Origin of the sequence: Arthrobacter sp. UKPF54-2 (assembly GCF_007858535.1) — a bacterium.
GTDB lineage: Bacteria > Actinomycetota > Actinomycetes > Actinomycetales > Micrococcaceae > Arthrobacter.
Window position 1 is genome coordinate 807,656 of the sequence record NZ_CP040174.1, and the last position, 26,652, is coordinate 834,307.

Genomic DNA, 26,652 nt, shown 5'->3' on the forward strand with positions numbered 1-26,652 from the left:
CCTGGCGCCCACACCCAAGTAGCTCGCAGTTGTTGTCGTTATGAGCACTCAAAACGACAACAACTGCGAGCTACTTGGGCTTTGGCGGGACCTTACGGCAGGTCGGACGACGACGTCGGCAGTTCCGGAACCGACGGGACGGTCGGCAGCGGGCTGCTGGGAGTGTTGCGGCCGTCCTGGCCGTCCTGGCCGTTCTGGCCGGGGACCACGGGGCGCTGTCCCGGCGTCGGCAGCACACCCCCGCGTCCCACTGCGGGAGGCGTGGGAACGGGGCCTGGGTGCTTCGGCGCCGGCACGGTTGCCGCCGGGGAGGGCTCCGCCGGAGTCGTACCGTGCGGGGAGGTGATTGCCGGAACCGGCACGGGAGCGGCGGGGAGATCCGAGGGCGAGGGCACGGGGGTGGCGGGAGCCGGGGCCGGTGCCGCGGGCTGGAAAATAACGGTGAAGGCGTGGCCGACGTTCGCGCGGAAGTCCGGGCCGGCAGCGGCTACGGCGCCGGCGCCCAGGCTCATGGCACCCACGACGGCCCCGCCGACGAGCGCCATCCGGCGCTTGCGGCCGCGCCGGCGTTCTGCGAGGCTGCTGACCCCGGCCGGAAGGGCCTCGGCGGGAACGGCGTCGATGGCAAGGGTGTCAACGGTGCCGGCTGCCAGCCCTGCCGGGGCGCTTGAGCCGCCGGCGAGCAGCGCCGCGAGGTCCGCGCGGGGCGCCGGGGCCTGCTCCGGGATGAGGGCCTGCAACTGTTCAAGAGTGCTGCGGAGTTCGGTGGCAGCTTCGAGGCCGGAGTCGCGGAGCATCGCCTGGATGCTGCCATCCTGTGGGGTGTTGCGCGTGCCGGTCATGATGCTGCGTGGTCCTTTTCCGTTACAAGTTCGCGCAGGGCACTGAGCCCGCGCCGCTGAAGCTGTTTGATGGCACCGGGGGTCTTTCCCATGATGCCGGCCACCTGTTCGATGGAGAGGTCTGCGACGATCCGCAGGACCAGAACTTCCCGTTGCTCCTCGTTGAGCTGGGAAAGTGTGTGGGACAGCCCGCCCAGTGAACCGAGCGCCTCGTCCTCGGCCGAGGCTGAATGCCGTGCGTCGTTCAGGGGGTCGTATTCGGCCAGGTGTGGTGTACGTTCGGAACGCCGGTGGTGGTCAACCAGCCTGGCGTGCGCAATTGAAAAAACAAACGTCCGCAGGCCTTTGTGGCCACCGGTGACGTTCTCCAGTTTCGGCAGGACGTCCACGAACACGTCCTGCGTCAGGGCCTCGGCATCTTCAACGCCCTTGGCCCGGAAGTAGCCAAGCACTGCCGGGGACATCACGGTGTATACGGCGCTGAATCCTGACGGGTCGCCAGCCAAGGCTGCTGACAGTTCGTCATCGCTCAGCTGGTCTGCCAAGTGGCTTTCCTTCCGTTACTGCTCGGGGTGCGGCCCCCGATAGTCTAGCGGCCGCACCCCGTCACCTCCGAAAGGAGGCGTTTGATACTTACTTGTCGAGCTTGGGCAGCTCTGCCGACGGCTTCGCCGGGCCAGTAACGTTCAGCCGGGTATCGGCATGCGCGGCACCGGGAGCGCCCTCGGCACCGGCGTTGCCGTTGACATTGGCGCCGTCCTCGTTGGCACCGGCGTTGCCGTTGACACTGGCGCCGTCCTCGTTGGCACCGGCGTTGCCGTTGACACTGGCGCCGTCCTTGTCAGCGGATACCGAACCCTCGGCGGAACCCTCGGAACCCTCGACGGCGGCGTCGCCCTTGGCGGAGCCGTCAGCGTTCGGGGTTGCGGGCACGGCCGGAACAGCCGGAGTGGCGGGCAGTTTCGGGGTTGCCGGAACAGCCGGCACGGCGGAGGTGGCGGGCGTAGCGTGGTTCACTTCAGCCTGCTGGGTGCTGGACATCTGGGCCGCGTTGGCCAGGCCGATTCCGGAGAAGCCTCCGACCGCGAGAATAGCGGCGCCGACAGCAATCTTGGTGGTCTTGCTAACACTCTTCATGAAAAACGTACATCCTTTGGTTGGTTGAAGGCTGGCCGGCGCCTGATGGGGGCAGGCGCCAGCCGGCACTTACAGTCGAAGTCCTGTCAGCACCTGATGGGGGCAGGTGCCCGTCGGAACTTTCTCTCGAAGTCCGTGGCGCCTGATGGGGGCAGGCGCCGCACGGGACTTGCTCTGACAAGGCCGGCCGTTCCTGGTGGGGGGACCAGATTCCGGGCGGCGCTTACAAAGGAGTAATCGCTGAGGCACCCCGAAAGGTTACGCAGGATCCGAGATTCTTTTTCTTTCTTCCGGGCTGCCGGCGGGGACCCCAAATGCGGCCCTTAACGACGACGGCGGCGGGCCACCTTTTGCAGGTGGCCCGCCGCCGTCGTGCGTCAGTTAATGCGTCAGTCGTTGATGAGGTCGTTGACCACGATGGTCTGGTCGCGGTCCGGGCCGACGCCGATCGCGGAGAAGCGGGTGCCGGAGAGCTTCTCGAGGGCCAGCACGTAGTTCCGGGCGTTCTCCGGCAGGTCGTCCAGGGTGCGGGCGCCCGTAATGTCCTCGGTCCAGCCTTCGAAGTACTCGAAGATCGGCTTCGCGTGGTGGAACTCGGTCTGCGTCATCGGCATTTCGTCGTGCCGGACGCCGTCGACGTCGTAGGCCACGCACACCGGGATCTGCTCGATGCCGGTGAGCACGTCCAGCTTGGTGACGAAGTAGTCGGTGAAGCCGTTCACGCGGGAGGCGTGGCGGGCCAAGACGGCGTCGTACCAGCCGCAGCGGCGCGGCCGGCCGGTGTTGACGCCGAACTCGCCGCCGGTCTTCTGCAGGTACAGGCCCATGTCATCAAACAGTTCGGTGGGGAACGGACCCGCGCCGACGCGCGTGGTGTAGGCCTTGATGATGCCGATGGAGCGGGAGATCCGGGTGGGGCCGATGCCCGAGCCCACGGAGGCGCCGCCCGCCGTCGGGTTCGAGGAGGTCACGAACGGGTAGGTGCCGTGGTCGACGTCCAGGAACGTGGCCTGGCCGCCCTCCATCAGGACCACCTTGCCCTCGTCCAAGGCCTTGTTGAGCACGAAGGTGCTGTCGATGACCAACGGGCGCAGGCGCTCGGCGAAGGACAGGAAGTAGTCCACAATCTCGTCCACCTCGATGTCGCGGCGGTTGTAGACCTTGACCAGCAGCTCGTTCTTCTGCCGCAGCGAGCCCTCGACCTTCTGGCGGAGGATGGAGGCGTCGAAGACGTCCTGGACGCGGATGCCGAGGCGGGCCACCTTGTCCATGTAGGCCGGGCCGATGCCGCGGCCGGTGGTGCCGATGGCGCGGCTGCCGAGGAACCGTTCGGTGACCTTGTCCAGCACCTGGTGGTAGGGCGCCACAAGGTGGGCGTTGGCGGAAACGCGCAGCTTGGAGGTGTCCGCGCCGCGGGCTTCGAGGCCGTCGATCTCCTGGAACAGGGCCTCGAGGTTCACCACGCAGCCGTTGCCGATCACCGGGACCGCGTTGGGGCTCAGGATGCCGGCCGGAAGGAGCTTCAGCTCATACTTCTCACCGCCTACGACGACGGTGTGCCCGGCGTTGTTGCCGCCGTTGGGCTTGACAACATAGTCGACACGGCCGCCGAGCAGGTCAGTGGCCTTACCTTTGCCTTCGTCGCCCCACTGGGCTCCGACGATCACGATTGCTGGCATGGGATCCTCCCCCATTCGTTCGGGCCGAAATCCGCGTGATTCACCAGGGTGGTCACCGGAATTCAGCGCCGTTCATGAGAATGCCCCGAATCTACCGCTGTGCTCAGTACCACTATGATCTGCACCATCAACGCCAGAGTCCGGGGCTCTTACCACCCAAGTTTAGCCGAAAACGCAGGTCGGCACCGTTTTGGCGCCCGATGTGGACGCAGCGCCACATAGCGGGCATGACTTGCGGGACGCGGCCGGCGTGGAATGTAGTGGGAGGGACCATCCCGAGCGGCCGAGGGACCTGGACCGTTGACGCCGCAGCAACCCCGCCGGACACGGCCGCCCGCTAAGGCATCCGTGACCGGCAACGGTGCTACCGCCAGGACCGATGGAAGGAAACCGCGCCATGTCCCCGAACACGCCGTCCCTGAACACCGACCACATCCGCGTCACCCATGCCGGCTCGCTGCCTCGCACCCCGGAACTGATCGCCGCCAACGAGGCCAAGGAAACCGACGGGATCACCCCCGAGTTCCTCGACCTGCTGGAGACCTCGGTGGTGGAGGCGGTGCAACGCCAGAAAGATCTTGGCATCAACATTCCCAATGACGGAGAGTACGGGCACACGATGTCCAGCTCGGTGGATTACGGCGCCTGGTGGAACTACTCGTTCTCCCGGCTGGGCGGCCTGGAACCGACCGAGGTGGACCGCTGGGCAGACGCCAAAGTGCACCGTTCCACGCCGGGCCACATCGTCCTGACCTCGTTCCCGGACCGGCGCGACCGGCAGCTGTTCAACGACGCGTACAACGATCCCTCCTCCGGGATCCTCGCCCACCGCAAAGCCGTCACCCAGCCCAAAATCGCCGGGCCGCTGACGTACACCGGGCAGGAGCTGGTGGCCTCGGACATCGCCAACCTCAAGACCGGCCTGGCCGCGGCCGGCCTCACCGAGGGATTCGTCGCCTCCCTCTCCCCCGGCTCCTGCGCCCGGGTGGCCAACGAGTATTACAAAAGCGACGAGGAACTGCTCTACGCCTGCGCCGATGCAATGCGCGAGGAGTACAAGGCCATCATCGACGCCGGCCTGACCGTCCAGCTCGATGACCCGTCCCTGGCCGAGAGCTGGGACCAGATCAACCCGGAACCGAGCCTCGAGGACTACCTGAAGTTCATCCAGCTCCGCGTCGAGGCGACAAACTGGGCGTTGCGCGACCTGCCGCAGGAGCAGATCCGGCTGCACGTCTGCTGGGGCTCCTGGCACGGCCCGCACACCACGGACATCCCCTTCGCGGACATCATCGGTTCCGTCCTGCAGGTCAACGCCGGCGCCTACTCCTTCGAGGCGGCCAACGTCCGGCACGAACACGAGTGGCGGCTCTGGCAGGACACCAAGCTACCCGAGGGCAAGTCGATCATCCCCGGCGTCGTCTCCCACGCCACCAACGTGGTGGAGCACCCGGATCTGGTCGCGGACCGGATTGTGCGCTTCGCCGAGCTGGTGGGCCGGGAAAACGTGATTGCCTCCACCGACTGCGGCCTTGGCGGCCGCGTCCATCCGCAGATCGCCTACGCCAAGCTGGAGGCCCTCGGCGAGGGCGCCCGGCGCGCCAGCAAGCGGCTCTGGTAGCCGGCGCGGGTCGGGCCGGCCGTGCTCGCCGGCCCGACCCGCCGGGCATTTCGCGGGGCTTGATAGACTGGTAATGACCGAACAGGAATCGGTCCACACCACATTTTCACACCACACCGGCCGCCGCGCGCCCTCCCTTTGGCGTGCCCGTAACCGGTCTGGTTGCTTTACCAATCCCGCAGGAGACCCAGCAAGACATGACAGCCCTGGCCACTGAAAATTTCCGCGAACAGCTCCTGAGCCGCCGTTACGACGCTAACGTCGCGCCCGTCAACGAGCTGTGCGACGCACTGCAGACCGCCAAAGCTGGCACCACCGTCCCCTACGTGGATCCCGCGCACGACATCGACGAGTGCCGCATCATCAGCCTCTACTCCAACATCGGCACCGCGGATCCGTCCGGCTTCATCACCGCCGGCGACGAGGAAGCCGCCACCCGCATGCTGGGCATCCAGTGGAAGCTGGGCCTGCGCCCCGAATTCGTGATGCCGTGGAACGTCCACCCGTGGCACGTCGACGGCGAACCCAACGGCAAGTTCACCCCGGACCAGATCTCGGCCGGGCTCAAGCCGCTGCTGAAGTTCCTTGCCCTGGTCCCGCGCGCGTCCGTGATCGTGGCGCACGGCACCGAGGCGAACCGCCTCGCCAACCTGCTGCTCAAGACCGAGGTGCCGATGATCTGGCGCCGCGGCCTGAAGACGTACAAGGTCCGTTCGCTCAGCGGCCGCGCCTTCGCCGGCACCCCGGCCCGCCAGGAGCAGTACCTGGAGGACATGCGCGTGGCCTACGCGGACGCCATGGCCCGCACCGGCCTGGCCAAGGCCTAGCCCGGCCAAACGTGAACGACGGCGGGCACCCACCGAAAGGTGAGCGCCCGCCGTCGTCGTTTAATCCGCAATGCCTGGGGCTAAGCCCCGTCAGCCCTGGCCTTCGATGGCCGCCTTGGCGGTGGGGTCGGAATCCTTGAGGAATTTCTCGATCCGCTCCGGTTCCTCGGCTTCGCCGATCGCCGCGGAGGCCCGGCCCAGCGAGTACAGCGCGCGCAGGAAGCCGCGGTTCGGTTCGTGCTCCCACGGGATCGGGCCCACGCCGCGCCAGCCGTTGCGGCGCAAAGAGTCCAGGCCGCGGTGGTACCCGACCCGGGCGTAGGCGTAGGAGTCGATGGTCCGACCTTCCTTCCACGCTTCCTCGGCCAGCACGGCCCAGAGCAGCGAGGACGTCGGGTGCTTCTCCACCAGGTCCAGCGCCTCGTGGCCCGCGTCCAGCCCGGCGTTGACCTCGGTCTCGGCGGGCAGGAGCGTGGGCTCGGGGCCCATCAGGTTCTTGCGGAACTCGTCGGACATTATTAGAAGGTCTTTCCGGTGGAGCCGAGCTGCTGGGCAGCCTCGACCACGCGGGCGGCCAGGCCGGCCTCGGCGGAGGCGCCCCAGACGCGGGGGTCGTACAGCTTCTTGTTGCCGACCTCGCCGTCGACCTTCAGGACGCCGTCGTAGTTGCGGAACATGTGGTCCGCGACCGGGCGGGTGTAGGCGTACTGGGTGTCAGTGTCGATGTTCATCTTGATCACGCCGTAGGAGACCGCGTCCGCGATTTCCTGCTCGGAGGAGCCGGAGCCGCCGTGGAAGACGAGGTCGAACGGGCTGGTCTTGCCGATCTTGGCGCCGACCTGCTCCTGGATGTCCTTCAGGATCTCCGGGCGCAGCTTCACGCCGCCCGGCTTGTACACGCCGTGCACGTTGCCGAAGGTCAGGGCCGTGATGTAGCGGCCGTTTTCGCCGGAGCCGAGCGCGTCGATGGTGGCGAGGGCGTCCTCGACCGTGGTGTAGAGCTTGTCGTTGATGGCGTTCTCGACGCCGTCTTCCTCGCCGCCGACGGTGCCGATCTCGACCTCGAGGATCATCTTGGCGGCGGCGGTGCGCTCGAGCAGTTCACGGGCGATCCGCAGGTTCTCCTGCAGGGTCTCGGCGGAGCCGTCCCACATGTGCGAGTTGAACAGCGGGTTGCGTCCGGCCTTGACCTCGGCCTCGGAGGCGGCCAGCAGCGGCAGGACGAAGCCGTCGAGCTTGTCCTTGGGGCAGTGGTCCGTGTGCAGGGCGATGTTGACGCCGTAGTTCTTGGCGACTTCGCGGGCGAACGCGGCGAAGCCCAGCGAGCCGGCCACCATGTCCTTGGTGGAGGCGCCCGACCAGTAGGCGGCGCCTCCCGTGGAGACCTGGACGATGCCGTCGGACTCGGCCTCGGCGAAGCCGCGGAGGGCGGCGTTCAGGGTCTGGGAGGAGGTGACGTTGACGGCCGGGAATGCGAAGCCGCCCGTCTTTGCGCGGTCGATCATCTCGGAGTAGATCTCTGGGGTTGCGATGGGCATGCTGACTCCTAAAGTGAATTTCGTCTGCGGGCTGGGTTGACCCTGGAGTGAACCTCGACGGCTACGCACCATCCTAGCCATTCCTGCGCCAGGGCAGTGGTTCCGGTCACGTGGGGGCTGTAACACGGGCTCCGCCGAGATGGCATACCGCGGCAGTGTCTGCGGGGCACACTGCCGCGATCTGTCACTTCGCGCGCCAGCCGCGGCTCTCCAGGGCGGCCCGGACCTTGAGGACGACTCCGGGGCGGTCACCGGCGAGGTCAATGCGGGAAACCCTGAGCTCCGACCAGCCCAGTGTCGCCGTGGTGTCGGCCCGGGGGATGTCCCTCAGATACTGCTCCTCCCCATTGTGGTGCGCCCCCTCGTACTGCAGGGCGAGCCTCCACTGCGGGTACGCCGCGTCGGGCCAGAGCACGGGCGCGGCGCCCCCACCCCAAAGGGCTTCGCCCCACACGATGTGGTTCAGCACCGGCTCGGGCAGCCCCGCGCGCACCAGGGCCAGCCGCATCTGCGTTTCCGGCGCCGAGTCGGCACCAACCCGGATGAGTCCGACGGCGGCCCTGGCCTTGCGCACACCGCGGACTCCGGGGTGCCGGGCCACCATCTGCTCCACGTCCGTGATGCCGCAAAGGGCCCGGCGGGGATAAGGGTGCTCGGCGCCGTGGCTGCACACGAGGGAGTCGCCCACGGCCACGAGCTCGTCCACGCTTAGAAGTGGGGCCAGATCCAGCCAGGTCCGGGCCGGCGAGGTGAGCCGCACGCCGTCGAACTCCACCACTTCATCCGGCAGCAACGTCAGCAGATGTCCGACGACGTTGGCACGGCGCGGCATGCTGGAGCCGCGGCGGCGGGCCAGGTGGATGCGCCAATCCGCTTCATGCCGGCCGGGCAGCGGGGCGTTCCACAGCCGCGCCGCTGATCCAAGGCTGAGAATGGACTGGTCATCAAGGTCGGTGTAGGCGCGGAGGGCGGCCGCTCCGGTGGCGGCAGAGCCTACCGGGACCCTGATGCCGCGTGACACGGTCACCAGATCCCGCGCAGCGGTCCGCGTGCGGGTGACGCCGGCCTTGTCTGAGGCACGCAGCGAAAAGGATCCGGTGGTCAGGTGGAGCGGCAGTGGGGCCCGGCGCATAGGCCCAGTCTTGCCGCTGCGGCCACCCGCCGCTCGGGTTATCCACAGCCTCGGCCCGCTGCACGCGCCGGGATGGCATTTCACGGCAGTGTTCCCGGGAAACATTGCCGCGATCTGTCACTTCGCGGCAGCGGGACGCTACCCCGGAAGCTGGCCGAAGACGTGCCGGCGGATCCAGGCGTGCATCGCAATCGCGGCGGCGGAGGCGGCGTTGATCGAGCGGGTGGACCCGAACTGTTCGATCGAGAGCGTCGCGACGGCAGCGGCGTGGACTTCCGGGGTCAGGCCGGGACCCTCCTGGCCGAACACCAGCACGCAGTCCCGGGGCAGCTCGTAGGTCTCCAGCGGGACGGAGTCGGGGAAGATGTCGATGCCGATCACGGCCAGCCCGTCGCCCTGCGCCCAGGCGACAAAATCCTCGACGGTGGGGTGGTGGCGGACGTGCTGGTAGCGGTCGGTGACCATGGCCCCGCGGCGGTTCCACCGGCGTCGTCCGATGATGTGCACTTCCTTGGCCAGGAACGCGTTCGCGGTACGGACGACCGTGCCTATGTTCATGTCGTGCTGCCAGTTTTCGATCGCGACGTGGAAGTTGTGGCGCCGCGAATCCAGCTCGGCGACAATCGCCTCGTGTTTCCAGTAGCGGTACTTGTCCAGCACGTTGCGGCGGTCCCCGTCGGCGAGCAGGTCCGGGTCCCAATGGTCGCCCTGCGGCCACTCCCCCGGCCAGGGGCCGACGCCGACCTCCGCCCGCGCCTCCGGTTCACCGTCCGGCGCCGCCTCGGGACCGGCGGTGGGTTCGCTGGGAGTCTCGGGTTCAGTCACGACTCAACAGTAGACTGGGTCCTGTTGCGGCACACTATCGGCGGAGGGCACCATGGCGGATCAGCACGAAGACCACGGCACGGACCGGCGTTCAGATTCTGACGGCGCGCGGGACTCGTCCTCGCTGTACCGCAGCGGCCAGGAGATCGAGTGCTGGCTGACGGACATGGACGGTGTGCTGGTCCATGAGAACCAGCCGATTCCGGGCGCCTCGGAGCTCATCCAGCGCTGGGTGGACACGTCCAAGCGGTTCCTGGTCCTGACCAACAACTCCATCTTCACGCCGAGGGACCTCGCCGCGAGACTGAAGAGTTCCGGCCTGGAAATTCCGGAGGAGAACATTTGGACGTCGGCACTGGCCACGGCCCAGTTCCTCAAGGACCAGGTCCGCGGCTCGGAATCCGGGAACCGCGCCTACACGATCGGCGAGGCCGGGCTCACGACGGCGCTGCATGAGGCGGGCTTCATCCTCACCGACCAGGACCCGGACTTTGTGGTGCTCGGCGAAACCCGGACCTACTCCTTCGAGGCCATCACCATGGCCATCCGACTGATCCTCGGCGGCGCGCGCTTCATCGCCACCAACCCGGACGCCACCGGCCCCTCCAAGGACGGGCCGATGCCCGCCACCGGGGCGATCGCGGCGCTGATCACCAAGGCGACCGGCCGGGAGCCGTACATTGTGGGGAAGCCGAACCCGATGATGTTCCGCTCGGCGATGAACCAGATCGACGCCCACTCGGAGACCACGGCCATGATCGGGGACCGGATGGACACCGACATCATTGCCGGTATGGAGGCCGGCCTGCACACCGTACTGGTGCTCAGCGGCATCACGCACCGCGATGACATCGCGGCCTACCCGTTCAGGCCCAACCAGGTCCTGAACTCGGTGGCGGACCTGAAAAACCAGATCTGAGGGCTGGTCCCCGGCGCGGCCTGGGCCACGCTAGAAGGCCGTCTTCTTTCCCCCGCCCGAAGGCAGCGGGAGGAACTCGTCCTGGAGTTCTTCGATGAGCGGCCGGTAGACACCCGGGTTCCACTGCGGGCTGGCGTGTGCCGGGCGCGCCCCGTCCGTCCGGAGCGTATCGGAGACCATGTTTGCCTTGAACCTCAGCATCCAGGTGTCCCGGGCCGTTTCGTAGCTCACGGTCTGGTCCTTGGGGTTGCCGATGAAGGCCATTTTGGCGTCGCCGAGCTTCCCGACGAAGCGGTTCAGGTCGAAGTGGTAGATGTAGGCCGATTCGGTCTGGATCAGCACGCTCGACGGCGCGATTGGTGAGAGCTGTTCCTGGGTCTGGTCCAGCACCTGGCTCCAGCTCCGCTCATGTTTGTTCAGCACCCGTTCGCCGAGTTCGTAGCCGCCGCGAAGCACGGTGGGGAACCGGAAGCCGCTCTCATAAAGGAACACCACGCCCTCGAACCAGCTCTGGTCCAGGACGTCGTACCGGCTCGACGGGCTGGAGTCGAGCAGGATAAACGCCACCTTGACGCCGTGCAGCTCCAGCAACCGGGCGGCCACCTGCACCGCCACCATGCCGCCGAAGCTGTGCCCGTAGAAGTAGAGGGTGTCGAGCCGGTGTGCGCGGACGTGTTCGATCACGGCGATCACAATCTTGTCGATTTCCAGCCCGACGTTGGAATAGCCGACGGCGGCCAGCTGGCCGCGCTTGTTCAGGGCGCCGCGCAGCGAGTTGAGGATCCACTGGGCCTCCTCCCAGCTGGTTTTGTAACCGGGGAAGAGGAACCAGCTGGCACGCGGAAAGTAGCGTTCGGCGACGTCGTCGGCCACCGTGAGGATCTTGTTGACCCGGCGTTCGGCCTGCACCCGGCGCGTAAACAGCATGTCCGCAGCCAGGGCGGACGCTGCACCGGCGCCGAGGAGGAAGTTCCGGCGCGAGAAGCGTTCGAGTTCCGCGGCGTGCCGGAGCACACGGGCCTCGGCACTGCCGGGTCCGCTCCGGTCGTTCGCTTCCGTCTCACGCGGCACACCTCTACCGTAGCCACAGCGGCCCGCGGAGCAGAAACGCGGGCGGCGCGGAACGGGGGCCGCCGGTTAGGCTGGTTCGGCCTCGCGGTCGATTTCGCGCCGGGTCAGCTCGAGGGTGATGTCGTCGTAGCGGGCCAGGAGTTCCGACGGCGCCCCGCTGGCCGGGTCGTCGAGCTTGCCGAAGACGCAGTCGCTGGCCGCCAGCAGTTCGTCGTCGGAGTAGCGGGCCAGCGGCCGGGTCCCTGAGGGGTCGACGGAGGCCATAAAGTCCACGGAAAGATCCAGTGGCTGGAAAACCTTGCCGTAGTCGCTGCCGAACATCTGCAGCTCCAGCGACACCCCGGCCGGCAGGCTCACCGAGCCGGCTATCTCGTGCCGCGCGGCACCGGTGTCGATGGCGTTGAGGTCGTTGCGCAGTCCGGCAAGGGCCAACGATTCGACGAACTCGGCGTTGGCGAGGTCCACGCGGACATGGGAGGTGATGCCCATGCGGCGGATGCGCTGGATCAGCTGCATCAGGGCCGGGCGGGTAGTTTGGCTAAGGCTGCCCCGGACATCAATTCGGATGACATCTAACGCGACATCAAGTTTGACCTGGGCATTAAGCGAGTGGTCCATAGGTACTCCAAATAAAGTGTCTATGGCCGACGGCTCAACCTCACTCAGCGTAACTGCACGATGGGTAGGGCACAAGTCCCCGGTCTAACCGGTCGCTTGCCGTCCGGGTTCCTGGAAGTGCGTGCGGGTGGCCGAGCCGCCCACGGATTCCACCAGCGAGGTGGCGATGTCGCGGAGCTTGACGTTGCCATGGCTCGAGGCGTCCGTAAGGATCTGGACGGCCGTCGCCTGGTTGCAGCGGTTCTGGGCCATCACGATCCCGATGGCCATGTCAATGACCGTGCGGGACTCCAAGGTGGCCCGGAGGTTGGTGGCGCTGTCCGTGTGCAGCGAGAAGCGCACGGCCATGCGCAGCGCCTGGGAGATCTGCCGGGTGAAGTCGCGCGCCCGGACCGCGACGTCGCCGTCGAACTTGTGCGGCGCGTCCGAGTACAGGTTCAGCGCCGCCTGCGCTTCGCCCTGCAGATGGAATGGCACCGAAAGCACCGAGCGCAGCCCGTGCGACGCCACGGCGGAGGCGTAGTCAGGGCCCCAGCGGTCTTCCTCGAACAGGTCCGGGACGTAGACCTCCCGTTCCTCCTGCGCCGCCGTCAGGCACGGGCCCTGCGCCAGCCGGTACTGGATCTCGTCGACTTCCCTGGCCGAATCGCTGCTCCAGCCGATGGTCGCGGCCTTCCGGTCCCGCAGCAGGGTGATGCCGCACAGCGCGTCGTCGCCCTCGCCGGCCACCTGGTGCGCGGAAAAACGCGCGAGTTCATTGAGGAACTCCTCGAAGTCCGTGCTGTCGAGAATGAGGTTCTGGACCTGGTCGACGGTACTGACGGAGGCAGGGTATTCCTGGGGCGGGAGCATGGCGCGTTCTCCAACTAAGGGTACGGACAGTACCGATGGGGGTATTTAAGCCATGATAAGTCACCCCCCAAGCACGGTCCACACGTGTCCGCCGCCGGTGAAACGCCTAGTCGAGGCCCAGTTCGTCCTTGCCGAAAGCGAACAGGTAGGGGACGCCGGCCTCGGCTTCGATCTTTTCCTTGGCCCCGGTGTCGCGGTCCACGATCACCGCTACGGCCACCACGTTGCCGCCGGCCTTGCGCACACCCTCGACGGCGGTCAGCGCCGACCCGCCGGTGGTGGAGGTGTCCTCCAGCACCAGGACCTTGCGGCCCGCCACCGAGGGGCCCTCGACCTGGCGGCCCATGCCGTAGGACTTCTGGGCCTTGCGGACCACAAAGGCGTCCACCGGGCGGCCGGCGTCGACGGCGGCGTGCATCACGGCGGTGCCCACCGGGTCCGCGCCCATGGTGAGTCCGCCGGCGCACTCGAAGTCGATCCCGGCGTCGTCCAGCAGCGAGAGCATGACCTGGCCCACGAGCTTGGAGGCCTCGTGGTGCAGCGTGATGCGGCGCAGATCGATGTAATAGTCTGCCTCGGCGCCGCTGGAGAGAATGACCTTGCCGCGCACGACGGCCAGCTCCTTGATCAGTTCCAGGAGGCGGGCGCGGGCGGCAGCGGCGTCGGCTGCAAAGTCACGGGTGGCAGTCATGGCACTTAGTTTAGTGGCAGGCCGGGCACCGGTTGCCCGTCGGGCGGCCAGATGTCGGAGCGGTGGTGGCGGCCGGGGACGTACTGCACGGGACTTCCGGCACTGGCAACCGGGACGGGGCGGGCGTCCGATGTAAGCATGACGGCAGGAACCGAACCTTCCACCCGCTGGCCGGCGATCCGCAAGGATCCCGGCAGCTTCCGGGTCCGGCCCAACCTGGTGGACTACGAGGCGAGCCGGGCCGCGTTCTCGTGGCAGGAGGCCCGCCGGGAGCTGTCCGGACTGCCCGACGGCCGGGGTCTTAACATCGCCTACGAGGCGGCCGACCGCCATGCCGCCGGCGGCCACGGCGCACAGGAGGCGCTGCGGTTCATCCGGGCCGACGGGAGCAGCCATTCGCTGAGCTACGCGCAGCTGGCGGAGCAAAGCAGCCGCTTCGCCGCGGTGCTGCACAGCCTCGGCGTCGGGCGCGGCGAGCGCGTCTTCTCCCTCGCCGGCCGCAGCCCCGCCCTGTACATCGCGATGCTCGGCACCTTCAAAAACGCCAGTGTGTTCTGCCCCCTGTTCTCGGCCTTCGGCCCGGACCCCGTGCGGCAGCGGCTGCAGCTCGGGTCCGGCCGGGCGCTGATCACCACCAGGGCCCTGTACCGGCGGAAGGTGGCCCAGCTGCGCGGCTCACTCCCGGAGCTGCGCCATGTGCTGCTCACGGACGCCGACGGCGACCCGGAACCGGGCACCCTGGACCTGGCCGCGCTCATGCAGGCGGCCCCGGCGGACCGGGAGATCGCGGCGACCCAGCCGGAGGACATGGCCCTGCTGCACTTCACGTCCGGCACCACCGGGACGCCGAAGGGTGCCATCCACGTGCACGACGCCGTTACCGCCCATCACGCGACCGGCACCTTCGCCCTGGACCTGCACCCGGACGACATATACTGGTGCACCGCGGATCCCGGCTGGGTGACCGGGACCTCCTACGGCGTGATCGCGCCGCTCAGCCATGGCGTGACGTGCATCGTGGACGAGGAGGAAATGGACGCGGACCGCTGGTACCGGATCCTCGCCGGGCAGCACGTCAGCGTCTGGTACACCGCCCCCACCGCCCTGCGGATGCTGATGAAAGCCGGGGCGGAACGCGCCGAGGGGCACGACCTCTCGGCCCTGCGCTTCGTGGCCAGCGTCGGCGAACCGCTTAACCCGGAGGTGGTGGTGTGGGGCCAGGAAGCCTTCGGCCAGCCCGTCCACGACAACTGGTGGCAGACCGAAACCGGCGGCATCATGATTTCCAATTTCGCCGCCACCGAGATCCGGCCCGGGTCCATGGGGCGGCCGCTGCCCGGCATCGACGCCGCCCTGGTGTTGCGGGACGAGCAGGACAAGCCGGTGGTCCGGGACGGGCAGGCGGTGCTGGTCACCGAGCCGGAGACCATGGGCGAACTGGCGCTGCGGCCCGGCTGGCCGTCCATGTTCCGCGGCTACCTGCACGAGGAGGAGCGCTACCGCCGCTGCTTCGCCGGCGGCTGGTACCTCACCGGCGACCTCGCCCGGCGCGACGCCGACGGCTACTACTGGTTCGTCGGCCGGGGCGACGACGTGATCAAGTCCTCGGGGCACCTGATCGGCCCGTTCGAGGTGGAAAGCTCGCTGATGGAGCACGACGCCGTGGCCGAGGCGGGGGTGATCGGCGTCCCCGATCCGGTGGCCGGGGAGGTGGTCAAGGCCTTCGTGGAACTGCGCGCCGGCTTCGAACCGTCCGAGGAACTCCGGCTGGAGATCATCGGCTTCGCCCGCAAGCGGCTGGGCCCGGCGGTGGCGCCCCGGCTGCTGGATTTCACCGCCGCGCTGCCCAAGACCCGCAGCGGGAAGATCCTGAGGCGGCTGCTGAAGGCCCGCGAGCTGGGGCTGCCGGAAGGCGACACGTCCACCATCGAGGCGCCGGCGCCGGAGCGTCAGCCGGGAGGCCCGGAATGAGCGGGCCCTTGGGGGCGCCGGCCGGCCCCCTGGATCCTGTGCACGGCCGGCACCTGCTGCTGCAGATGCTGCGGATCCGCCGGCTCGAGGAGAAATGCGTAGAGCTGTACAGCGCCGCCAAGATCCGCGGCTTCCTGCACGTCTACATCGGCGAGGAAGCGGTGGCGGCCGGGGTGCTGGAGACGCTCGAGCCGGAGGACGCCGTCGTGGCCACCTACCGGGAGCACGGCCACGCGCTGCTGCGCGGTGTGTCCGCCGGCGCGATCCTGGCCGAAATGTACGGCCGCGTACAGGGCTGCTGCCGCGGTCGCGGAGGCTCCATGCACCTGTTCGACGCCGCCACCCGGTTCTACGGCGGCAACGCGATCGTCGCCGGCGGCCTGCCGCTCGCCGTCGGGCTGGCCCTCGCGGACAAGCTGGCCGGGCGGTCCCGCGTCACCGTTTGCTTCTTCGGCGAGGGCGCCGTCGCGGAGGGCGAGTTCCATGAAAGCCTCAACCTGGCCGCCCTCTGGCAGCTGCCGGTGCTGTTCTGCTGCGAAAACAACCTCTACGCCATGGGCACGGCGCTGGGCCGCTCCGAGTCGCAGACCGACATGGCGTTGAAGGCCGCCGGGTACGAGATCGCCGCCTGGGCCGTGGACGGCATGGATGTGCTGGCCGTCGAGGAAACCGCCCGGCGCGCCGTGGATGCGGTCCGGGCCGGCGGCGGCCCGCACTTCCTGGAACTGCGCACCTACCGCTTCCGGGCGCATTCGATGTTTGATCCGGAGCGGTACCGGGACAAGGCCGAGGTCGCCCGGTGGCTCGAACGGGACCCGATCACGCTGCTGCGCGCCTCCCTCGAGGCTGCGGGCCAGCTGACGGACGCGGACTGGCAGCAGCTGCAGGCCGACGCCGAGGCCGAGGTCGCCGCCGGCGTCGAGTTCGCCGAGGCCGGCACCCCCGAGCCGCTCGAGGACCTCACCCGCTTTGTGTACAGCGAACCCGGCGGCCCGGGAGAGGGGCGCCGGTCATGAAATCCAGCTACCGGGAGGCGCTCCGGGCCGGAATCCGCGACGCCCTGCAGCGCGACGACCGGGTGTTCCTGATGGGCGAGGACGTGGGCGCCTACGGCGGTTCCTTCGCCGTGAGCCTGGGCCTGCTGGAGGAGTTCGGGCCGGACCGGATCCGCGACACCCCGCTCTCCGAATCCGGGTTCGTCGGTGCCGGCATCGGCGCCGCGCTCGGCGGGATGCGCCCCATCGTGGAGGTCATGACCGTCAACTTCAGCCTGCTGGCCCTGGACCAGATCGTGAACAACGCCGCGTCCCTGCTGCACATGTCCGGCGGCCAGTTCCACGTGCCGCTGGTGATCCGGATGACCACCGGCGCCGGCCGCCAGCTCGGGGCGCAGCACTCGCACAGCCTGGAGGGCTGGTACGCGCACATTCCCGGGCTGCGGATCCTCACCCCCGCCACCCTCGAGGACGCCCGCGGCATGCTGTGGACCGCGCTCCAGGACCCGGACCCGGTGCTGATCTTCGAACACGGCTCGCTCTACAACGTCCAGGGTGACCTCGCGGAGGACGCCGGCGCGGTGGACATCAGCAGCGCTGCCATCCGGCGCACCGGCGCCGACGTCTCGCTCATCACCTACGGCGGGACCCTGCCGCTGACGCTGGAGGCAGCGGAACAGCTCGCCCGCGAGGGCATCGACGCCGAGGTGCTGGACCTGCGCACGCTCCGGCCGCTCGACGACGCCGCTATCCTCTCCTCGGTGGCCCGGACGCACCGCGCCGTGGTGGTGGACGAGGGTTGGCGCAGCGGCAGTATCTCCGCCGAAATCAGCGCCCGGATCAGCGAACACGCTTTCTTCGACCTGGACGCTCCGGTCGGCCGGGTCTGCAGCGCCGAGGTGCCGATCCCGTACGCCAAGCACCTTGAACTGGCCGCCCTGCCCTCCGTGGAACGGGTGGTCGCGGCGGCGCGGGAGGCGGTCGGGGCGCGTGGCTGACTTCCTGATGCCCTCGCTGGGCGCCGACATGGAGCACGGCAAAATCGTCGAATGGCTGGTCAAGCCCGGCGATTACGTCCGCCGCGGTGACCTCGTGGCCGTGGTGGACACGGACAAGACCGTGATGGACGTCGAATCCTTCCAGGACGGTGTGGTCGCGGACCTCCTCGTGGACATCGGCGAGACCGTGCCGGTGGGGACGCCGCTGGCCCGGATCACGCAGACCCCGGCAGAAGTGGGGCCGCCGGGCCCGGACGTGCCGCAGCGCGGGCTGGCCGACGCGCAGGCTCCCCCGGCGGCGCCCGCCGTCGCGGCCGAAGCGGCGCCCCCGGCAGCGCACGCCGGCCCGGAGCAGGCGGCGCCCCCGATCGCGCCGCCGGTCCGGCACCTGGCACACCGCCTCGGCGTCGACACCTCACGGCTCCACGGCACCGGCAAGGACGGGGCGATCACCCGCGCCGATGTGGAACACGCGGTGGCCTCCCGGCCGCCGGCAGCCGGGCGGGTGCGGTCCGCACCGCGGGCCCGTCGACTCGCGGCCGAGCTCGGCGTCGAGCTCTCCTCGGTTCCGGGCACCGGGCCGGAAGGAGCCGTGACCGTGGAGGACGTGCAGCGCGCCGCTGCGCGGGAAGAAGGTGCTCCAGCGGAGGGCGCGGCACCGGCTGCCGGACCGCAAGCACCGGCCGCCACATTGCCGGCCGCCACACCGCCAGCCGAAGCGGCCCCGGAGCAGCCCTCCGCGGCCCGCGAGCGCGTGGCGACCCTGCGCCGGGCCATCGGGGCGCTGATGTCCCGCTCGAAGCAGACCATCCCGCACTACTACCTCAGCACCACCCTGGACCTGCGTGCCGCCGTCGGCTGGATGGAGTCCGTCAACGCCCAGCGGCCGGTGGCGTCCCGGCTGGTCCCCTCGGCCCTGTTGCTGAAGGCGGCGGCGCTCGCGGCCAAGGACGTCCCGGAAGTCAACGGCTTCTACGTGGACGGCGCCTACCGGCCCAGCGCCGCGGTGCACCTCGGCGTCGCGGTGGCCCTGCGGCAGGGCGGCCTGGTGGCGCCCGCCATCCACGACGCCGACACCCTCCCCCTCGATGTGCTGATGGAACAGTTGCGGGACCTGGTCAGCCGGGCGCGGGCCGGGCGGCTGCTGCGCGCCGAGATGGCGGACCCCACCATCACGGTGACCAACCTGGGGGACCTCGGTGTGGACAGCGTCTACGGGGTGATCTACCCGCCGCAGGTGGCCATGGTGGGGTTCGGCCGCGTCCTCGAACGGCCCTTTGCGGAGCACGGGATGCTGGGCGTGCGCGCCGCCGCGACCGCCACCCTTTCCGCCGACCACCGGGTCAGCGACGGGCTCCGCGGCGGGCGCTTCCTGGCCCGGATCGACGAACTGCTGCAAAAACCGGACGAACTGTGAAGGCGGAGACCCCATGAATGAACAGGATGCCCGGGCCGCGGTGCGGGCCGCGCTAGGGCAGGTCGCCCCCGAGGTGGAACTGGACGACGTCGGCGGCGATGCCCGGCTCCGCCAGGACCTGGACCTCGACTCGCTGGACTTCCTGCGGCTGGTGGAAACCATCGACACGGCCACCGGTGTGGACATCCCGGAGCGGGACTACCCCGCCGTCGCCACAATCAACGGCCTGATCAGCTACCTCGCCGCGCACGGCTGAGGCGCATCCGCTGCTCCGTACCTGCCGTTTTGGCGGTCCAAAAGGGCCGTAGCGGAGCAGTCGACGGGGGTCGGGGGCTAGGGCTGCGGCTGCGGCGCGGCCCCGGTGCGCCGCGCGAACGCCGGCGCGTGTTCGGGGCGCGGCCCAAAGCCGATCAGCCGCGGCATGATTTTGCGGACCGCGGGCACACGCCGGGCCACGAACAGGGCCGCGGCCGGGAACTTCGCCTGTTTCCCGGCCATGATCGGGCCAAACACGGCCCGGTGCATCACCCGCTGGGCGGTCTGCACAATAACGGTGGGCGGCCGCCGCCGTCGTTCGACGCGGTGGAGGTCCGCGCTGGTGACCTGGCCCCGGAGCAGGGCGGGCGCCAGCAGTTCCGCCGCCGCCACGGCGTCCTGGACGGCGAGGTTGATCCCGACGCCGCCGGCCGGGGACATGGCGTGCGCGGCGTCGCCAATGCAGAGCAGCCCGTTGATGTGCCACGACTGCAGCCGGTCCAGGCGCACGTCGAGCCAGTGCAGGTCCTCAAGGGACGCGATGGCGTCAACACGGTCGGCGAGGTCGGGCCGGAGCGCCGCGATCCGGCGTCGGAAGCCTTCCACGCCCTCCGCGCGGATCCGGACGTCGGTGCCCTTCGGGGCGAGGTAGCCCATCTGGTAGAAGTCGGTCCGGGTCAGGCCCACCAGCGCCTCGCCGGGGCCGAAGGCCGGCACCAGGCCGGCCACCTCGCCGGTTTCATCGGGACGGCGGGGCAGCCTGAACCACCAGGTGTCGAACGGGACGGGGAATTCTTTCGGCGCCAGCCCGGCGGCGGCGCGGAGCGCGGAGTGGCGGCCGTCGGTGGCAACCACCAGGTCCGCCCGCAGTTCCTCCTGCGTGCCGTCCGGTGTCCGCACGCGAACGCCGCGGACCCGTCCCCCGTCCCGGACCAGTCCGGTGGCGGCGTGGCTCATCAGCAGCGTGAACCCCGGTTCCTCGGCCGCGGCGCGGGCCAGGAAGTTCAGGAAGTCCCATTGCGGCATCATGGCGATGTAGTTGTACGGCGGCGGGAGGGCGTCAAAGTCGCCCATGGTCACCGGCGGGCCGCCCGGAACGGGGAACACCACACTTTTCAGCCGGCTCTGCGGCAGCCGGCGGAACTCCTGGCCTAGGCCGAGTTCGTCAATCAGCCGGACCGTGGAGGGGTGCACGGTGTCGCCGCGGAAATCGCGCAGGAAGTCGGCATGTTTCTCCAGGACCGTCACCCGCACGCCGGCCCGGGCCAGCAGCAGGCCAAGCATCATGCCGGCCGGGCCGCCGCCGACCACCGCGCATCCGGTCTTCTCCATGGCCATACGCTACGCCTGGCGCCGCGTCCGCGGGAGGGCTTTTCGCGGCGGATCCGGGTTTGCACAGTTGAGCCGGATTGACACCGCTGGCTAGGCTGTGAGGCATGCGTGAACTCCAGGCGAAGATCATCGAAGAAATGGGCGTACAGCCCCGGATCGACCCCGCCGGGGAGGTGCGCAAACGCGTCACGTTCCTCAAGGAATACCTCAAGGCCAGCCACACCAAGGGCTATGTCCTGGGCATCTCCGGCGGCCTGGATTCCTCCCTCGCCGGCCGGCTGGCCCAGCTGGCGGTCGAGGAGCTCGACGCCGAGGGGGTCGAGGCAAACTTCGTGGCCGTCCGCCTGCCGTACGGCGTGCAGCACGATGAGGACGACGCCCAGGCGGCCCTGGATTTCGTCCGGGCCAAGACCGAGTGGACCTTCAACATCTCCGCCGCGGTGGACGGCTTCGAGGACGAGTTCGAGAAGACCGTGGGCAACGGCATCTCCGACTTCCACAAGGGCAACACCAAGGCCCGCACGCGCATGATCGCCCAATACGCGCTGGCCGGCGAACACAACTACCTGGTGATCGGCACCGACCACGGCGCCGAGTCCGTGACCGGTTTCTTCACCAAGTTCGGCGACGGCGGGGCGGACATCCTCCCGCTGTTCGGGCTCAACAAGCGCCAGAACCGGGCCCTGCTCGCGGAGCTCGGCGCCCCCGCGCGGGTCTGGGAAAAGGTGCCGACCGCGGACCTGCTGGACAACAAGCCCGGCCGCACCGACGAGGATGAACTGGGCCTGAGCTACGACACGATCGATGACTATCTCGAGGGCCGCGACGTTCCCGTTGCCGCGGCCGAGCTCATTGAGCAGAAGTACCTGCGGACCCGGCACAAGCGCACCGTCCCGGTCACCATTTTTGACACCTGGTGGAAGCAGTAACCCGCCGGTAGCGGCTCCTGCCTTACACCGGACCGGTGCGCCAGGACGGTCACTTCCGCACTTCCACCGTTCCCTTCATGCCCATGAAGTCGTGCAGCGCGCAGATGTAGTCGAATTCGCCGGCCTTGGTGAACGTCACCTTGAAGCTCGTCTGCGGCGGCATGATTCCGGAGTTCAGATCCCCTCCGCTGAATTGGGTCGGATCACCCAGCTGGGCAAAGAAATTGGCCGGTTCCTTGCCGAACGTGACGGTGTGCGGGGCTCCCATGCCGTCGTTGACGAACGTCACCGACTCCCCCACCTTGATTTCGATCTTCTGATGGATGAACCGCATCACCATCGAGGTGCCGTTGTCCGTTCCGGCGATCACGGTGTGCTTGTCCGTCCGGTCCCGGGCCGCGTCCCACTGCCGGTGTCCGTCGCGCAGGATGGCCCGTTCCTGCTTTTCCGTCTGGTGGTCGTACTGCGATTGCCGGTACGGGTACTCGGTGCCCGCCGCCCGGACGTGGACCGTGCCTTTCATGGCCATGCCGTGGACCAGGCAGTAGTAGGTGAAGTCGCCCTCGTTCGGGAACGCCAGCGTGTATTTCTTGACCTGCTTGAACCCGCTATTGGACACGTTGGTCATGACGCCGGAGTTGTAGTAGGAGTGTCCGTCATAGTCCTTGCCGCCCACCTGGTTGACGTCTTCCGGAACTGCAGGGTCGAAGGGCTGCGTGGACTCCAATGACTGGCCCTCGGCGAGGAACGTCACGGTGTGGATTTCTGCGGAGTTGGCCCGCCAGGTGACCTTGTCGCCCGCGTTCACGTAGATGTTTTCGGGCAGGAAGGCCATGCCCTGGATGGCCTGGTCCGAGGATTCAGACCCGACTTGGACCGTCCAGGTCCGGGTGGACTTTCCGCCGTCGGCGGTGGCGGCGCCGCTGACGGCAACCGGCAGCACCAGGGCGGCGGTGAAGGCAATAAGAAGGCGCAACAACGGCGCGTGGTGGATTTCAGTGTGGCGAGTCATCAGACTCATTCCTTCGTGGCTTGAGGCAAACAGCCGGGGAACCGGCCAGTCAAGTGCGCCGCCGTCGCCGATGGCGACGCCGGTTGGCTCCGGCGTGGACTGCGTCCGCCGCGCTCTTCTTCTGCTCCCAGTCCCCCAGCATCAAGGCGGGGAAGTAGTTGTTGGGCCAGACGCGCCACCCGGACAAAGGAGGAGGCGCAGTGTCTGCGCATGCAGCTGCGGCTGCAGTTCCCATCGTGCTCCGCGGCCGCCGGTTTGTCGAGACGTCGCGCGCACCGGTGCGCTGACCGCTTAGCTGCCCTGGAGCTGGAGGGAGATCCGGTGCGCCTCATCCATCAGCAGCCGCCCCAGGTAGTCGCGGCGGTCGGCGCGGAAGCGGGGTTCGATTCCGGTCAGGGACAGCGCCCAGGCGGGCCGGCCGCGCTGGTCGAAGACGGCCGCGCCCATCCCCCAGCTGCCTTCCAGCACCAGGCCGGGATTGACCGCGTAGCCCGCCTGCCGCGTGGCTTCCAGGTTCGCCCGGACCAGCTCCTCCGTGTTGGCGTTGGCGAAGCTGCCGGCGTGGGCGGCCCAGCCGGACAGCAGCTCCTCCTGCTCCGCCGCGGGCAGGAACGCCATGATTGCGGTACCGGCGGACGCGACGCCCAGCGGGAAGCGGACGCCCTCGTGCAGCACGAAGGAACGCACCGGGAAGCTGCCCTCTTCCCGGAGCAGGCACACCGTCTCGGCGCCGCGGCGGATCGAGAAGAACGCGCTCTCGCCGGTTTCCTCGGCCAGCCGGCGCAGGCTGGGCCGGGCGATGTCCTCCAGCGGGAAGCGCGCCGACGCGACCGACCCCATCAACAGGATCTCCGGGCCGAGCACCCAGTTGCCGCTGTGCGCGTCCTGGTCCAGCAGGCCCTCGGCGGCGAGGGACGTGAGCAGCCGGTGGGCGGTGGGCCGGGTCAGCCCGGATTCGCGGACCAGCTCCACGAGCGGAGAGCCTTCCGGTTTCCGGCCCACGATCCTCAGCAGAGCCGCGACCCTGCTCACCACCTGGGCACCCTGCACGGGGACAGTCATCATTTTCCTCGCGGTTTCTCGGACGAATCCATCTGGATATCTGCCTCAGCATCCATATTGTGGACACTGATCATCCTACCGTCCACACTGTAAAACCGCACCCTATTTTGGCGAATTGCGGCGTTGACAGTGCTCCACGCCACACCATAGGCTCCTTCATCAGGCAAACAGTCCACAAAGTGGATCACGGAAGCAGGTCCGGGGTAGCCCTCCGGCAACCACCAGCTCAATGAGGAGATGCAAATGTCAAAGGTGAAATCCAGCGCGGCCGCCGCGCTGCAGGACGTGCTGCGCGACGGCATGACGCTCGCCGTCGGAGGCTTCGGGCTCAGCGGCATCCCGGCGGACCTGATCGAGGCCGTGCGGGATTCGGGCGTCAAGGACCTTACCGTGGTCTCGAACAACATGGGCGTCGACGGCAAGGGCCTCGGCGTGCTGATCGAGGCCGGCCAGGTCCGCAAGGTCATCGCCTCCTACGTGGGCGAGAACAAGCTCTTCGCCGAGCAGTACCTCGCCGGCCAGCTGGAGGTCGAGTTCACCCCGCAGGGCACCCTCGCCGAGCGCCTCCGCGCCGGCGGCGCCGGCATCCCGGCGTTCTACACCAAGACCGGCGTGGGCACCCTCGTCGCCGAAGGCAAGCCGCTCGCGGAGTTCGACGGCGAAACCTACCTCCAGGAGCGCGCCATCAAGGCCGACGTCGCCCTGGTGCACGCGCACACCGCCGACACCGACGGCAACCTGATCTACCGCTACACCGCGCAGAACTTCAACCCGGTGGTCGCCACCGCCGGCGCCGTCACGGTGGCGGAAGCCGAAGTGATCGTCGAACCCGGCCAGCTGGACCCGAACCACATCGTCACGCCGGGCGTTTTCGTCCAGCGCCTGGTCCAGGCCACCGACCGGGTCAAGGACATCGAACAGCGCACCGTCCGGCCCCGCGCCGAAGCGGCCGCAGCGGCCGACGCCGCCGCCGTCGCCGTCTGATCCGGCCCGAGCGCCGCCACCCCACACTTTTAGGAGAATCATCATGGCTTGGACCCGGAATGAAATGGCCGCCATCGCGGCCGAAGAACTCAACGACGGCGATTACGTCAACCTCGGCATCGGCATCCCCACGCTGGTCGCCAACAACCTGCGCGACGGCGTGCGGGTGGTGCTGCAGAGCGAAAACGGCCTGCTCGGCATGGGCCCGTTCCCCTACGAGGGCGAGGAGGACGCGGACCTGATCAACGCCGGCAAGCAGACCGTCACGGTGCTGCCCGGCGGCAGCATCTTCGACTCCGCCACCTCGTTCGGCATGATCCGCGGCGGCCACGTCAAGGTCGCCATCCTCGGCGCCATGCAGGTCTCCGGCGCCGGCGACCTCGCCAACTGGACCATCCCGGGCAAGATGGTCAAGGGCATGGGCGGCGCCATGGACCTCGTCGCCGGTACCCCGCGCGTTGTGGTCCTCACCGAGCACAACGCCAAGGACGGCACCGCCAAGATCGTCAAGGAATGCACCCTGCCGCTCACCGGTCTGAGCTGCGTGGACCGCATCATCAGCGACCTGGCCGTCTTTGATTTGGAGAAAGTCGAAGGCGGCCGCCGTCTCACGCTGACCCGGCTCGCCCCCGGCGTCACGGTGGAGGAGATCCGCGAGAAGACCGAGGCGGAGTTCGACGTCGAACTGGACAACGATTCCGCCGCCCTGGAAGGAGCCGCCGCGTGAGCCTCAAAGACCAGTTCGGCAAAGACGTCCTGCTCACCGGCTGGGGCCACAGCCGCTTCGGCAAGCTCACGGACGAGACCCTCGAATCCCTGATCGTCCAGGTCGCCACGGAGGCGATCGACAACGCCGGGATCGAACCTGGCCAGATCGACGAAATCTACCTCGGCCAGTTCAACTCCGGCATGATGCCGCTGGCGTTCCCGTCCTCGCTGGCCCTGCAGGTCTCCGAGCAGCTCGCCAACATCCCGTCCACCCGGGTCGAGAACGCCTGCGCCTCCGGCTCGGCCGCATTCCAGCAGGGCACCAAGTCGCTGCTGGCCGGCACGGCCAAGACCGTCCTGGTGATCGGCGCGGAGAAGATGACCCACGCCGGCGCCGACGTTGTGGGCGCGGCCCTGCTCGGCGCGGACTACGACATGGCCGGCAAGCCGTCCACCACCGGGTTCACGGGCCTGTTCGCCGAGGTGGCCAAGCACTACGAGAAGCGGTACGGCGACGGCAACGGAAAGCTTGGCGACGTCCTGGGCACGATCGCCGCCAAGAACCACCGAAACGGCGTGGACAACCCTTACGCCCAGCTGCGCAAGGACCTCGGCGAGGAGTTCTGCCAGACCGTCTCGGACAAGAACCCGATGGTCGCGGACCCGTTGCGCCGCACCGACTGCTCTCCCGTCTCCGACGGCGCCGCCGCCGTCGTCCTGAGCGTCGCCCCCACCAGCGGCGCCACCGCCCCGGTCCGGCTGGCCGGTTTCGGCCAGGCGAACGACTTCTTCCCGACCGACCGGCGCGACCCCACGGCCTTCGCCGCGACGCGCACCTCCTGGCAGCGCGCGCTGGGCATGGCCGGCGTCGGACTCGACGACCTGGACTTCGCCGAGGTGCACGACTGCTTCACCATCGCCGAACTGCTCATGTACGAGGCCATGGGCCTGACCGAGCCGGGCCAAGGCGCCCGCGCGCTCCAGGAAGGCTGGGTCTTCAAGGACGGCAAGCTGCCCATCAACGTCTCCGGCGGGCTCAAGGCCAAGGGCCACCCGGTCGGGGCCACCGGCGTCTCGCAGCACGTCATCGCGGCGATGCAGCTCACCGGCACCGCCGGGGACATGCAGCTGCCCGCGGCCCGCCGGGCCGCGGTGCAGAATATGGGCGGCGTCGGCATCGCCAACTACGTCAGCGTGCTGGAAGCCGTCTAGAACAAAGTTCCCGGCACGAGGCAAG

27 protein-coding genes are annotated in these 26,652 nt (G+C 68.7%); 12 read left to right on the forward strand and 15 right to left on the reverse strand.

Translation table 11 applies throughout. The features are described from left to right. Positions 1 to 92 precede the first annotated feature (92 nt). The 4 genes from E7Y32_RS03555 to E7Y32_RS03570 form a co-directional block, all read right to left on the reverse strand. A complete protein-coding gene (locus E7Y32_RS03555) occupies positions 93 to 842 on the reverse strand; it encodes a hypothetical protein (RefSeq protein WP_146335907.1) in 750 nt (249 codons plus the stop codon). After that, on the reverse strand, positions 839 to 1,387 hold the full coding sequence (locus tag E7Y32_RS03560; RefSeq protein ID WP_146335908.1) for an RNA polymerase sigma factor: 549 nt from the start codon (positions 1,385 to 1,387) through the stop codon (positions 839 to 841). The genes E7Y32_RS03555 and E7Y32_RS03560 overlap by 4 nt, the downstream gene beginning before the upstream one ends. Positions 1,388 to 1,475: 88 nt before the next feature. Then, the gene (locus E7Y32_RS03565; protein WP_146335909.1) at positions 1,476 to 1,979 is read right to left on the reverse strand and encodes a hypothetical protein; all 504 of its coding nucleotides are present in this window, start codon (positions 1,977 to 1,979) and stop codon (positions 1,476 to 1,478) included. 389 nt (positions 1,980 to 2,368) lie between these two features. Then, a complete protein-coding gene (locus E7Y32_RS03570; RefSeq protein WP_146335910.1) occupies positions 2,369 to 3,658 on the reverse strand; it encodes an adenylosuccinate synthase in 1,290 nt (429 codons plus the stop codon). Positions 3,659 to 4,055: 397 nt separating this feature from the next. Between E7Y32_RS03570 and E7Y32_RS03575 the strand changes: the two genes are divergently transcribed. Next, entirely contained in the window at positions 4,056 to 5,279 is a 1,224-nt protein-coding gene (locus tag E7Y32_RS03575) for a cobalamin-independent methionine synthase II family protein (protein WP_146335911.1), read from the forward strand. Positions 5,280 to 5,476: 197 nt separating this feature from the next. Then, a complete protein-coding gene (locus E7Y32_RS03580) occupies positions 5,477 to 6,106 on the forward strand; it encodes a uracil-DNA glycosylase (protein ID WP_146335912.1) in 630 nt (209 codons plus the stop codon). A gap of 90 nt (positions 6,107 to 6,196) precedes the next feature. Here the strand turns inward: E7Y32_RS03580 and E7Y32_RS03585 are convergent, their stop codons facing one another. The 4 genes from E7Y32_RS03585 to E7Y32_RS03600 all read right to left on the reverse strand — a co-directional run bounded on the left by E7Y32_RS03585 (position 6,197) and on the right by E7Y32_RS03600 (position 9,601). Beyond that, entirely contained in the window at positions 6,197 to 6,622 is a 426-nt protein-coding gene (locus E7Y32_RS03585) for a DUF3151 domain-containing protein (protein ID WP_146335913.1), read from the reverse strand. 2 nt (positions 6,623 to 6,624) lie between these two features. Further along, positions 6,625 to 7,644 (reverse strand): class II fructose-bisphosphate aldolase, encoded by a 1,020-nt coding sequence (fbaA, locus tag E7Y32_RS03590; RefSeq protein WP_146335914.1) that lies wholly within the window; start codon positions 7,642 to 7,644, stop codon positions 6,625 to 6,627. Positions 7,645 to 7,828: 184 nt separating this feature from the next. Next, positions 7,829 to 8,776 carry a hypothetical protein gene (locus E7Y32_RS03595; RefSeq protein WP_146335915.1) on the reverse strand — a complete coding sequence of 316 codons (948 nt, stop codon included), beginning with the start codon at positions 8,774 to 8,776 and terminating at the stop codon, positions 7,829 to 7,831. A 138-nt stretch (positions 8,777 to 8,914) separates the two neighbouring features. Next, positions 8,915 to 9,601 (reverse strand): TrmH family RNA methyltransferase, encoded by a 687-nt coding sequence (locus E7Y32_RS03600; protein WP_146335916.1) that lies wholly within the window; start codon positions 9,599 to 9,601, stop codon positions 8,915 to 8,917. 52 nt (positions 9,602 to 9,653) lie between these two features. Here E7Y32_RS03600 and E7Y32_RS03605 point away from each other — a divergent pair, with 52 nt between their 5' ends. Continuing rightward, positions 9,654 to 10,520 carry an HAD-IIA family hydrolase gene (locus E7Y32_RS03605; protein ID WP_186467035.1) on the forward strand — a complete coding sequence of 289 codons (867 nt, stop codon included), beginning with the start codon at positions 9,654 to 9,656 and terminating at the stop codon, positions 10,518 to 10,520. A 30-nt stretch (positions 10,521 to 10,550) separates the two neighbouring features. Here the strand turns inward: E7Y32_RS03605 and E7Y32_RS03610 are convergent, their stop codons facing one another. From E7Y32_RS03610 to pyrE, 4 genes are all read right to left on the reverse strand, one after another. Further along, on the reverse strand, positions 10,551 to 11,591 hold the full coding sequence (locus E7Y32_RS03610) for a thioesterase domain-containing protein (protein WP_146335917.1): 1,041 nt from the start codon (positions 11,589 to 11,591) through the stop codon (positions 10,551 to 10,553). Between the two features lie 66 nt (positions 11,592 to 11,657). Beyond that, the gene (locus E7Y32_RS03615; RefSeq protein WP_261382527.1) at positions 11,658 to 12,107 is read right to left on the reverse strand and encodes a hypothetical protein; all 450 of its coding nucleotides are present in this window, start codon (positions 12,105 to 12,107) and stop codon (positions 11,658 to 11,660) included. A gap of 186 nt (positions 12,108 to 12,293) precedes the next feature. Continuing rightward, on the reverse strand, positions 12,294 to 13,061 hold the full coding sequence (locus tag E7Y32_RS03620; protein WP_146335919.1) for a GAF and ANTAR domain-containing protein: 768 nt from the start codon (positions 13,059 to 13,061) through the stop codon (positions 12,294 to 12,296). A 106-nt stretch (positions 13,062 to 13,167) separates the two neighbouring features. Next, positions 13,168 to 13,752 carry an orotate phosphoribosyltransferase gene (gene pyrE / locus E7Y32_RS03625; RefSeq protein WP_146335920.1) on the reverse strand — a complete coding sequence of 195 codons (585 nt, stop codon included), beginning with the start codon at positions 13,750 to 13,752 and terminating at the stop codon, positions 13,168 to 13,170. A 138-nt stretch (positions 13,753 to 13,890) separates the two neighbouring features. On the opposite strand from pyrE, the gene acsA reads away from it, so the two are divergent. From acsA to E7Y32_RS03650, 5 genes are read left to right on the forward strand one after another with little or no spacing between them, the layout of a single operon-like run. Beyond that, positions 13,891 to 15,723, forward strand: a complete 1,833-nt coding sequence (gene acsA / locus E7Y32_RS03630) for an acetate--CoA ligase (RefSeq protein WP_146335921.1) — start codon at positions 13,891 to 13,893, stop codon at positions 15,721 to 15,723. Then, complete coding sequence (pdhA, locus tag E7Y32_RS03635; RefSeq protein WP_146335922.1) at positions 15,720 to 16,739, forward strand: pyruvate dehydrogenase (acetyl-transferring) E1 component subunit alpha; 1,020 nt, start codon at positions 15,720 to 15,722, stop codon at positions 16,737 to 16,739. The genes acsA and pdhA overlap by 4 nt, the downstream gene beginning before the upstream one ends. Then, positions 16,736 to 17,716 (forward strand): alpha-ketoacid dehydrogenase subunit beta, encoded by a 981-nt coding sequence (locus E7Y32_RS03640; RefSeq protein WP_146335923.1) that lies wholly within the window; start codon positions 16,736 to 16,738, stop codon positions 17,714 to 17,716. Before pdhA ends, E7Y32_RS03640 begins: the two co-directional genes overlap by 4 nt. Next, positions 17,709 to 19,133, forward strand: a complete 1,425-nt coding sequence (locus E7Y32_RS03645) for a dihydrolipoamide acetyltransferase family protein (protein WP_146335924.1) — start codon at positions 17,709 to 17,711, stop codon at positions 19,131 to 19,133. Before E7Y32_RS03640 ends, E7Y32_RS03645 begins: the two co-directional genes overlap by 8 nt. Before the next feature lie 13 nt (positions 19,134 to 19,146). Then, entirely contained in the window at positions 19,147 to 19,389 is a 243-nt protein-coding gene (locus E7Y32_RS03650) for a phosphopantetheine-binding protein (RefSeq protein WP_146335925.1), read from the forward strand. A 77-nt stretch (positions 19,390 to 19,466) separates the two neighbouring features. On the opposite strand, the gene E7Y32_RS03655 is transcribed toward E7Y32_RS03650, so the two are convergent. After that, positions 19,467 to 20,720, reverse strand: a complete 1,254-nt coding sequence (locus E7Y32_RS03655; protein WP_146335926.1) for an FAD-dependent oxidoreductase — start codon at positions 20,718 to 20,720, stop codon at positions 19,467 to 19,469. A gap of 104 nt (positions 20,721 to 20,824) precedes the next feature. Between E7Y32_RS03655 and nadE the strand changes: the two genes are divergently transcribed. Beyond that, positions 20,825 to 21,649, forward strand: coding sequence for an ammonia-dependent NAD(+) synthetase (gene nadE / locus E7Y32_RS03660; RefSeq protein ID WP_146335927.1), 825 nt, complete (start codon positions 20,825 to 20,827; stop codon positions 21,647 to 21,649). A gap of 49 nt (positions 21,650 to 21,698) precedes the next feature. Here nadE and E7Y32_RS03665 read toward each other — a convergent pair whose 3' ends face one another. Next, positions 21,699 to 22,661, reverse strand: coding sequence for a plastocyanin/azurin family copper-binding protein (locus E7Y32_RS03665; protein WP_146335928.1), 963 nt, complete (start codon positions 22,659 to 22,661; stop codon positions 21,699 to 21,701). Positions 22,662 to 22,952: 291 nt separating this feature from the next. Beyond that, positions 22,953 to 23,726 (reverse strand): IclR family transcriptional regulator, encoded by a 774-nt coding sequence (locus E7Y32_RS03670; protein WP_146335929.1) that lies wholly within the window; start codon positions 23,724 to 23,726, stop codon positions 22,953 to 22,955. 240 nt (positions 23,727 to 23,966) lie between these two features. Here E7Y32_RS03670 and E7Y32_RS03675 point away from each other — a divergent pair, with 240 nt between their 5' ends. The 3 genes from E7Y32_RS03675 to E7Y32_RS03685 are packed head-to-tail and all read left to right on the forward strand — an operon-like array spanning position 23,967 to position 26,627. After that, positions 23,967 to 24,707 carry a CoA transferase subunit A gene (locus tag E7Y32_RS03675; protein ID WP_146335930.1) on the forward strand — a complete coding sequence of 247 codons (741 nt, stop codon included), beginning with the start codon at positions 23,967 to 23,969 and terminating at the stop codon, positions 24,705 to 24,707. Positions 24,708 to 24,750: 43 nt separating this feature from the next. Next, positions 24,751 to 25,434: a CoA transferase subunit B gene (locus tag E7Y32_RS03680; RefSeq protein ID WP_146335931.1), complete on the forward strand. Its 684-nt coding sequence runs from the start codon at positions 24,751 to 24,753 to the stop codon at positions 25,432 to 25,434. Beyond that, the gene (locus tag E7Y32_RS03685) at positions 25,431 to 26,627 is read left to right on the forward strand and encodes an acetyl-CoA acetyltransferase (RefSeq protein ID WP_146335932.1); all 1,197 of its coding nucleotides are present in this window, start codon (positions 25,431 to 25,433) and stop codon (positions 26,625 to 26,627) included. Before E7Y32_RS03680 ends, E7Y32_RS03685 begins: the two co-directional genes overlap by 4 nt. The last annotated feature ends 25 nt before the right edge of the window (positions 26,628 to 26,652 follow it).

What these genes read in the sequence shown, in the direction of transcription:
- E7Y32_RS03655 (WP_146335926.1), bottom strand. Translation starts at nt 20,720, where the DNA reads ATGGAGAAGACCGGATGCGCGGTGGTCGGCGGCGGCCCGGCCGGCATG.
- E7Y32_RS03555 (WP_146335907.1), bottom strand. Translation starts at nt 842, where the DNA reads ATGACCGGCACGCGCAACACCCCACAGGATGGCAGCATCCAGGCGATG.
- E7Y32_RS03585 (WP_146335913.1), bottom strand. Translation starts at nt 6,622, where the DNA reads ATGTCCGACGAGTTCCGCAAGAACCTGATGGGCCCCGAGCCCACGCTC.
- fbaA (WP_146335914.1), bottom strand. Translation starts at nt 7,644, where the DNA reads ATGCCCATCGCAACCCCAGAGATCTACTCCGAGATGATCGACCGCGCA.
- E7Y32_RS03580 (WP_146335912.1), top strand. Translation starts at nt 5,477, where the DNA reads ATGACAGCCCTGGCCACTGAAAATTTCCGCGAACAGCTCCTGAGCCGC.
- pyrE (WP_146335920.1), bottom strand. Translation starts at nt 13,752, where the DNA reads ATGACTGCCACCCGTGACTTTGCAGCCGACGCCGCTGCCGCCCGCGCC.
- pdhA (WP_146335922.1), top strand. Translation starts at nt 15,720, where the DNA reads ATGAGCGGGCCCTTGGGGGCGCCGGCCGGCCCCCTGGATCCTGTGCAC.
- E7Y32_RS03680 (WP_146335931.1), top strand. Translation starts at nt 24,751, where the DNA reads ATGGCTTGGACCCGGAATGAAATGGCCGCCATCGCGGCCGAAGAACTC.
- E7Y32_RS03575 (WP_146335911.1), top strand. Translation starts at nt 4,056, where the DNA reads ATGTCCCCGAACACGCCGTCCCTGAACACCGACCACATCCGCGTCACC.
- E7Y32_RS03675 (WP_146335930.1), top strand. Translation starts at nt 23,967, where the DNA reads ATGTCAAAGGTGAAATCCAGCGCGGCCGCCGCGCTGCAGGACGTGCTG.
- E7Y32_RS03620 (WP_146335919.1), bottom strand. Translation starts at nt 13,061, where the DNA reads ATGCTCCCGCCCCAGGAATACCCTGCCTCCGTCAGTACCGTCGACCAG.
- E7Y32_RS03605 (WP_186467035.1), top strand. Translation starts at nt 9,654, where the DNA reads ATGGCGGATCAGCACGAAGACCACGGCACGGACCGGCGTTCAGATTCT.
- acsA (WP_146335921.1), top strand. Translation starts at nt 13,891, where the DNA reads ATGACGGCAGGAACCGAACCTTCCACCCGCTGGCCGGCGATCCGCAAG.
- nadE (WP_146335927.1), top strand. Translation starts at nt 20,825, where the DNA reads ATGCGTGAACTCCAGGCGAAGATCATCGAAGAAATGGGCGTACAGCCC.
- E7Y32_RS03615 (WP_261382527.1), bottom strand. Translation starts at nt 12,107, where the DNA reads ATGCAGCTGATCCAGCGCATCCGCCGCATGGGCATCACCTCCCATGTC.
- E7Y32_RS03650 (WP_146335925.1), top strand. Translation starts at nt 19,147, where the DNA reads ATGAATGAACAGGATGCCCGGGCCGCGGTGCGGGCCGCGCTAGGGCAG.
- E7Y32_RS03670 (WP_146335929.1), bottom strand. Translation starts at nt 23,726, where the DNA reads ATGATGACTGTCCCCGTGCAGGGTGCCCAGGTGGTGAGCAGGGTCGCG.
- E7Y32_RS03565 (WP_146335909.1), bottom strand. Translation starts at nt 1,979, where the DNA reads ATGAAGAGTGTTAGCAAGACCACCAAGATTGCTGTCGGCGCCGCTATT.
- E7Y32_RS03640 (WP_146335923.1), top strand. Translation starts at nt 16,736, where the DNA reads ATGAAATCCAGCTACCGGGAGGCGCTCCGGGCCGGAATCCGCGACGCC.
- E7Y32_RS03665 (WP_146335928.1), bottom strand. Translation starts at nt 22,661, where the DNA reads ATGACTCGCCACACTGAAATCCACCACGCGCCGTTGTTGCGCCTTCTT.
- E7Y32_RS03570 (WP_146335910.1), bottom strand. Translation starts at nt 3,658, where the DNA reads ATGCCAGCAATCGTGATCGTCGGAGCCCAGTGGGGCGACGAAGGCAAA.
- E7Y32_RS03595 (WP_146335915.1), bottom strand. Translation starts at nt 8,776, where the DNA reads ATGCGCCGGGCCCCACTGCCGCTCCACCTGACCACCGGATCCTTTTCG.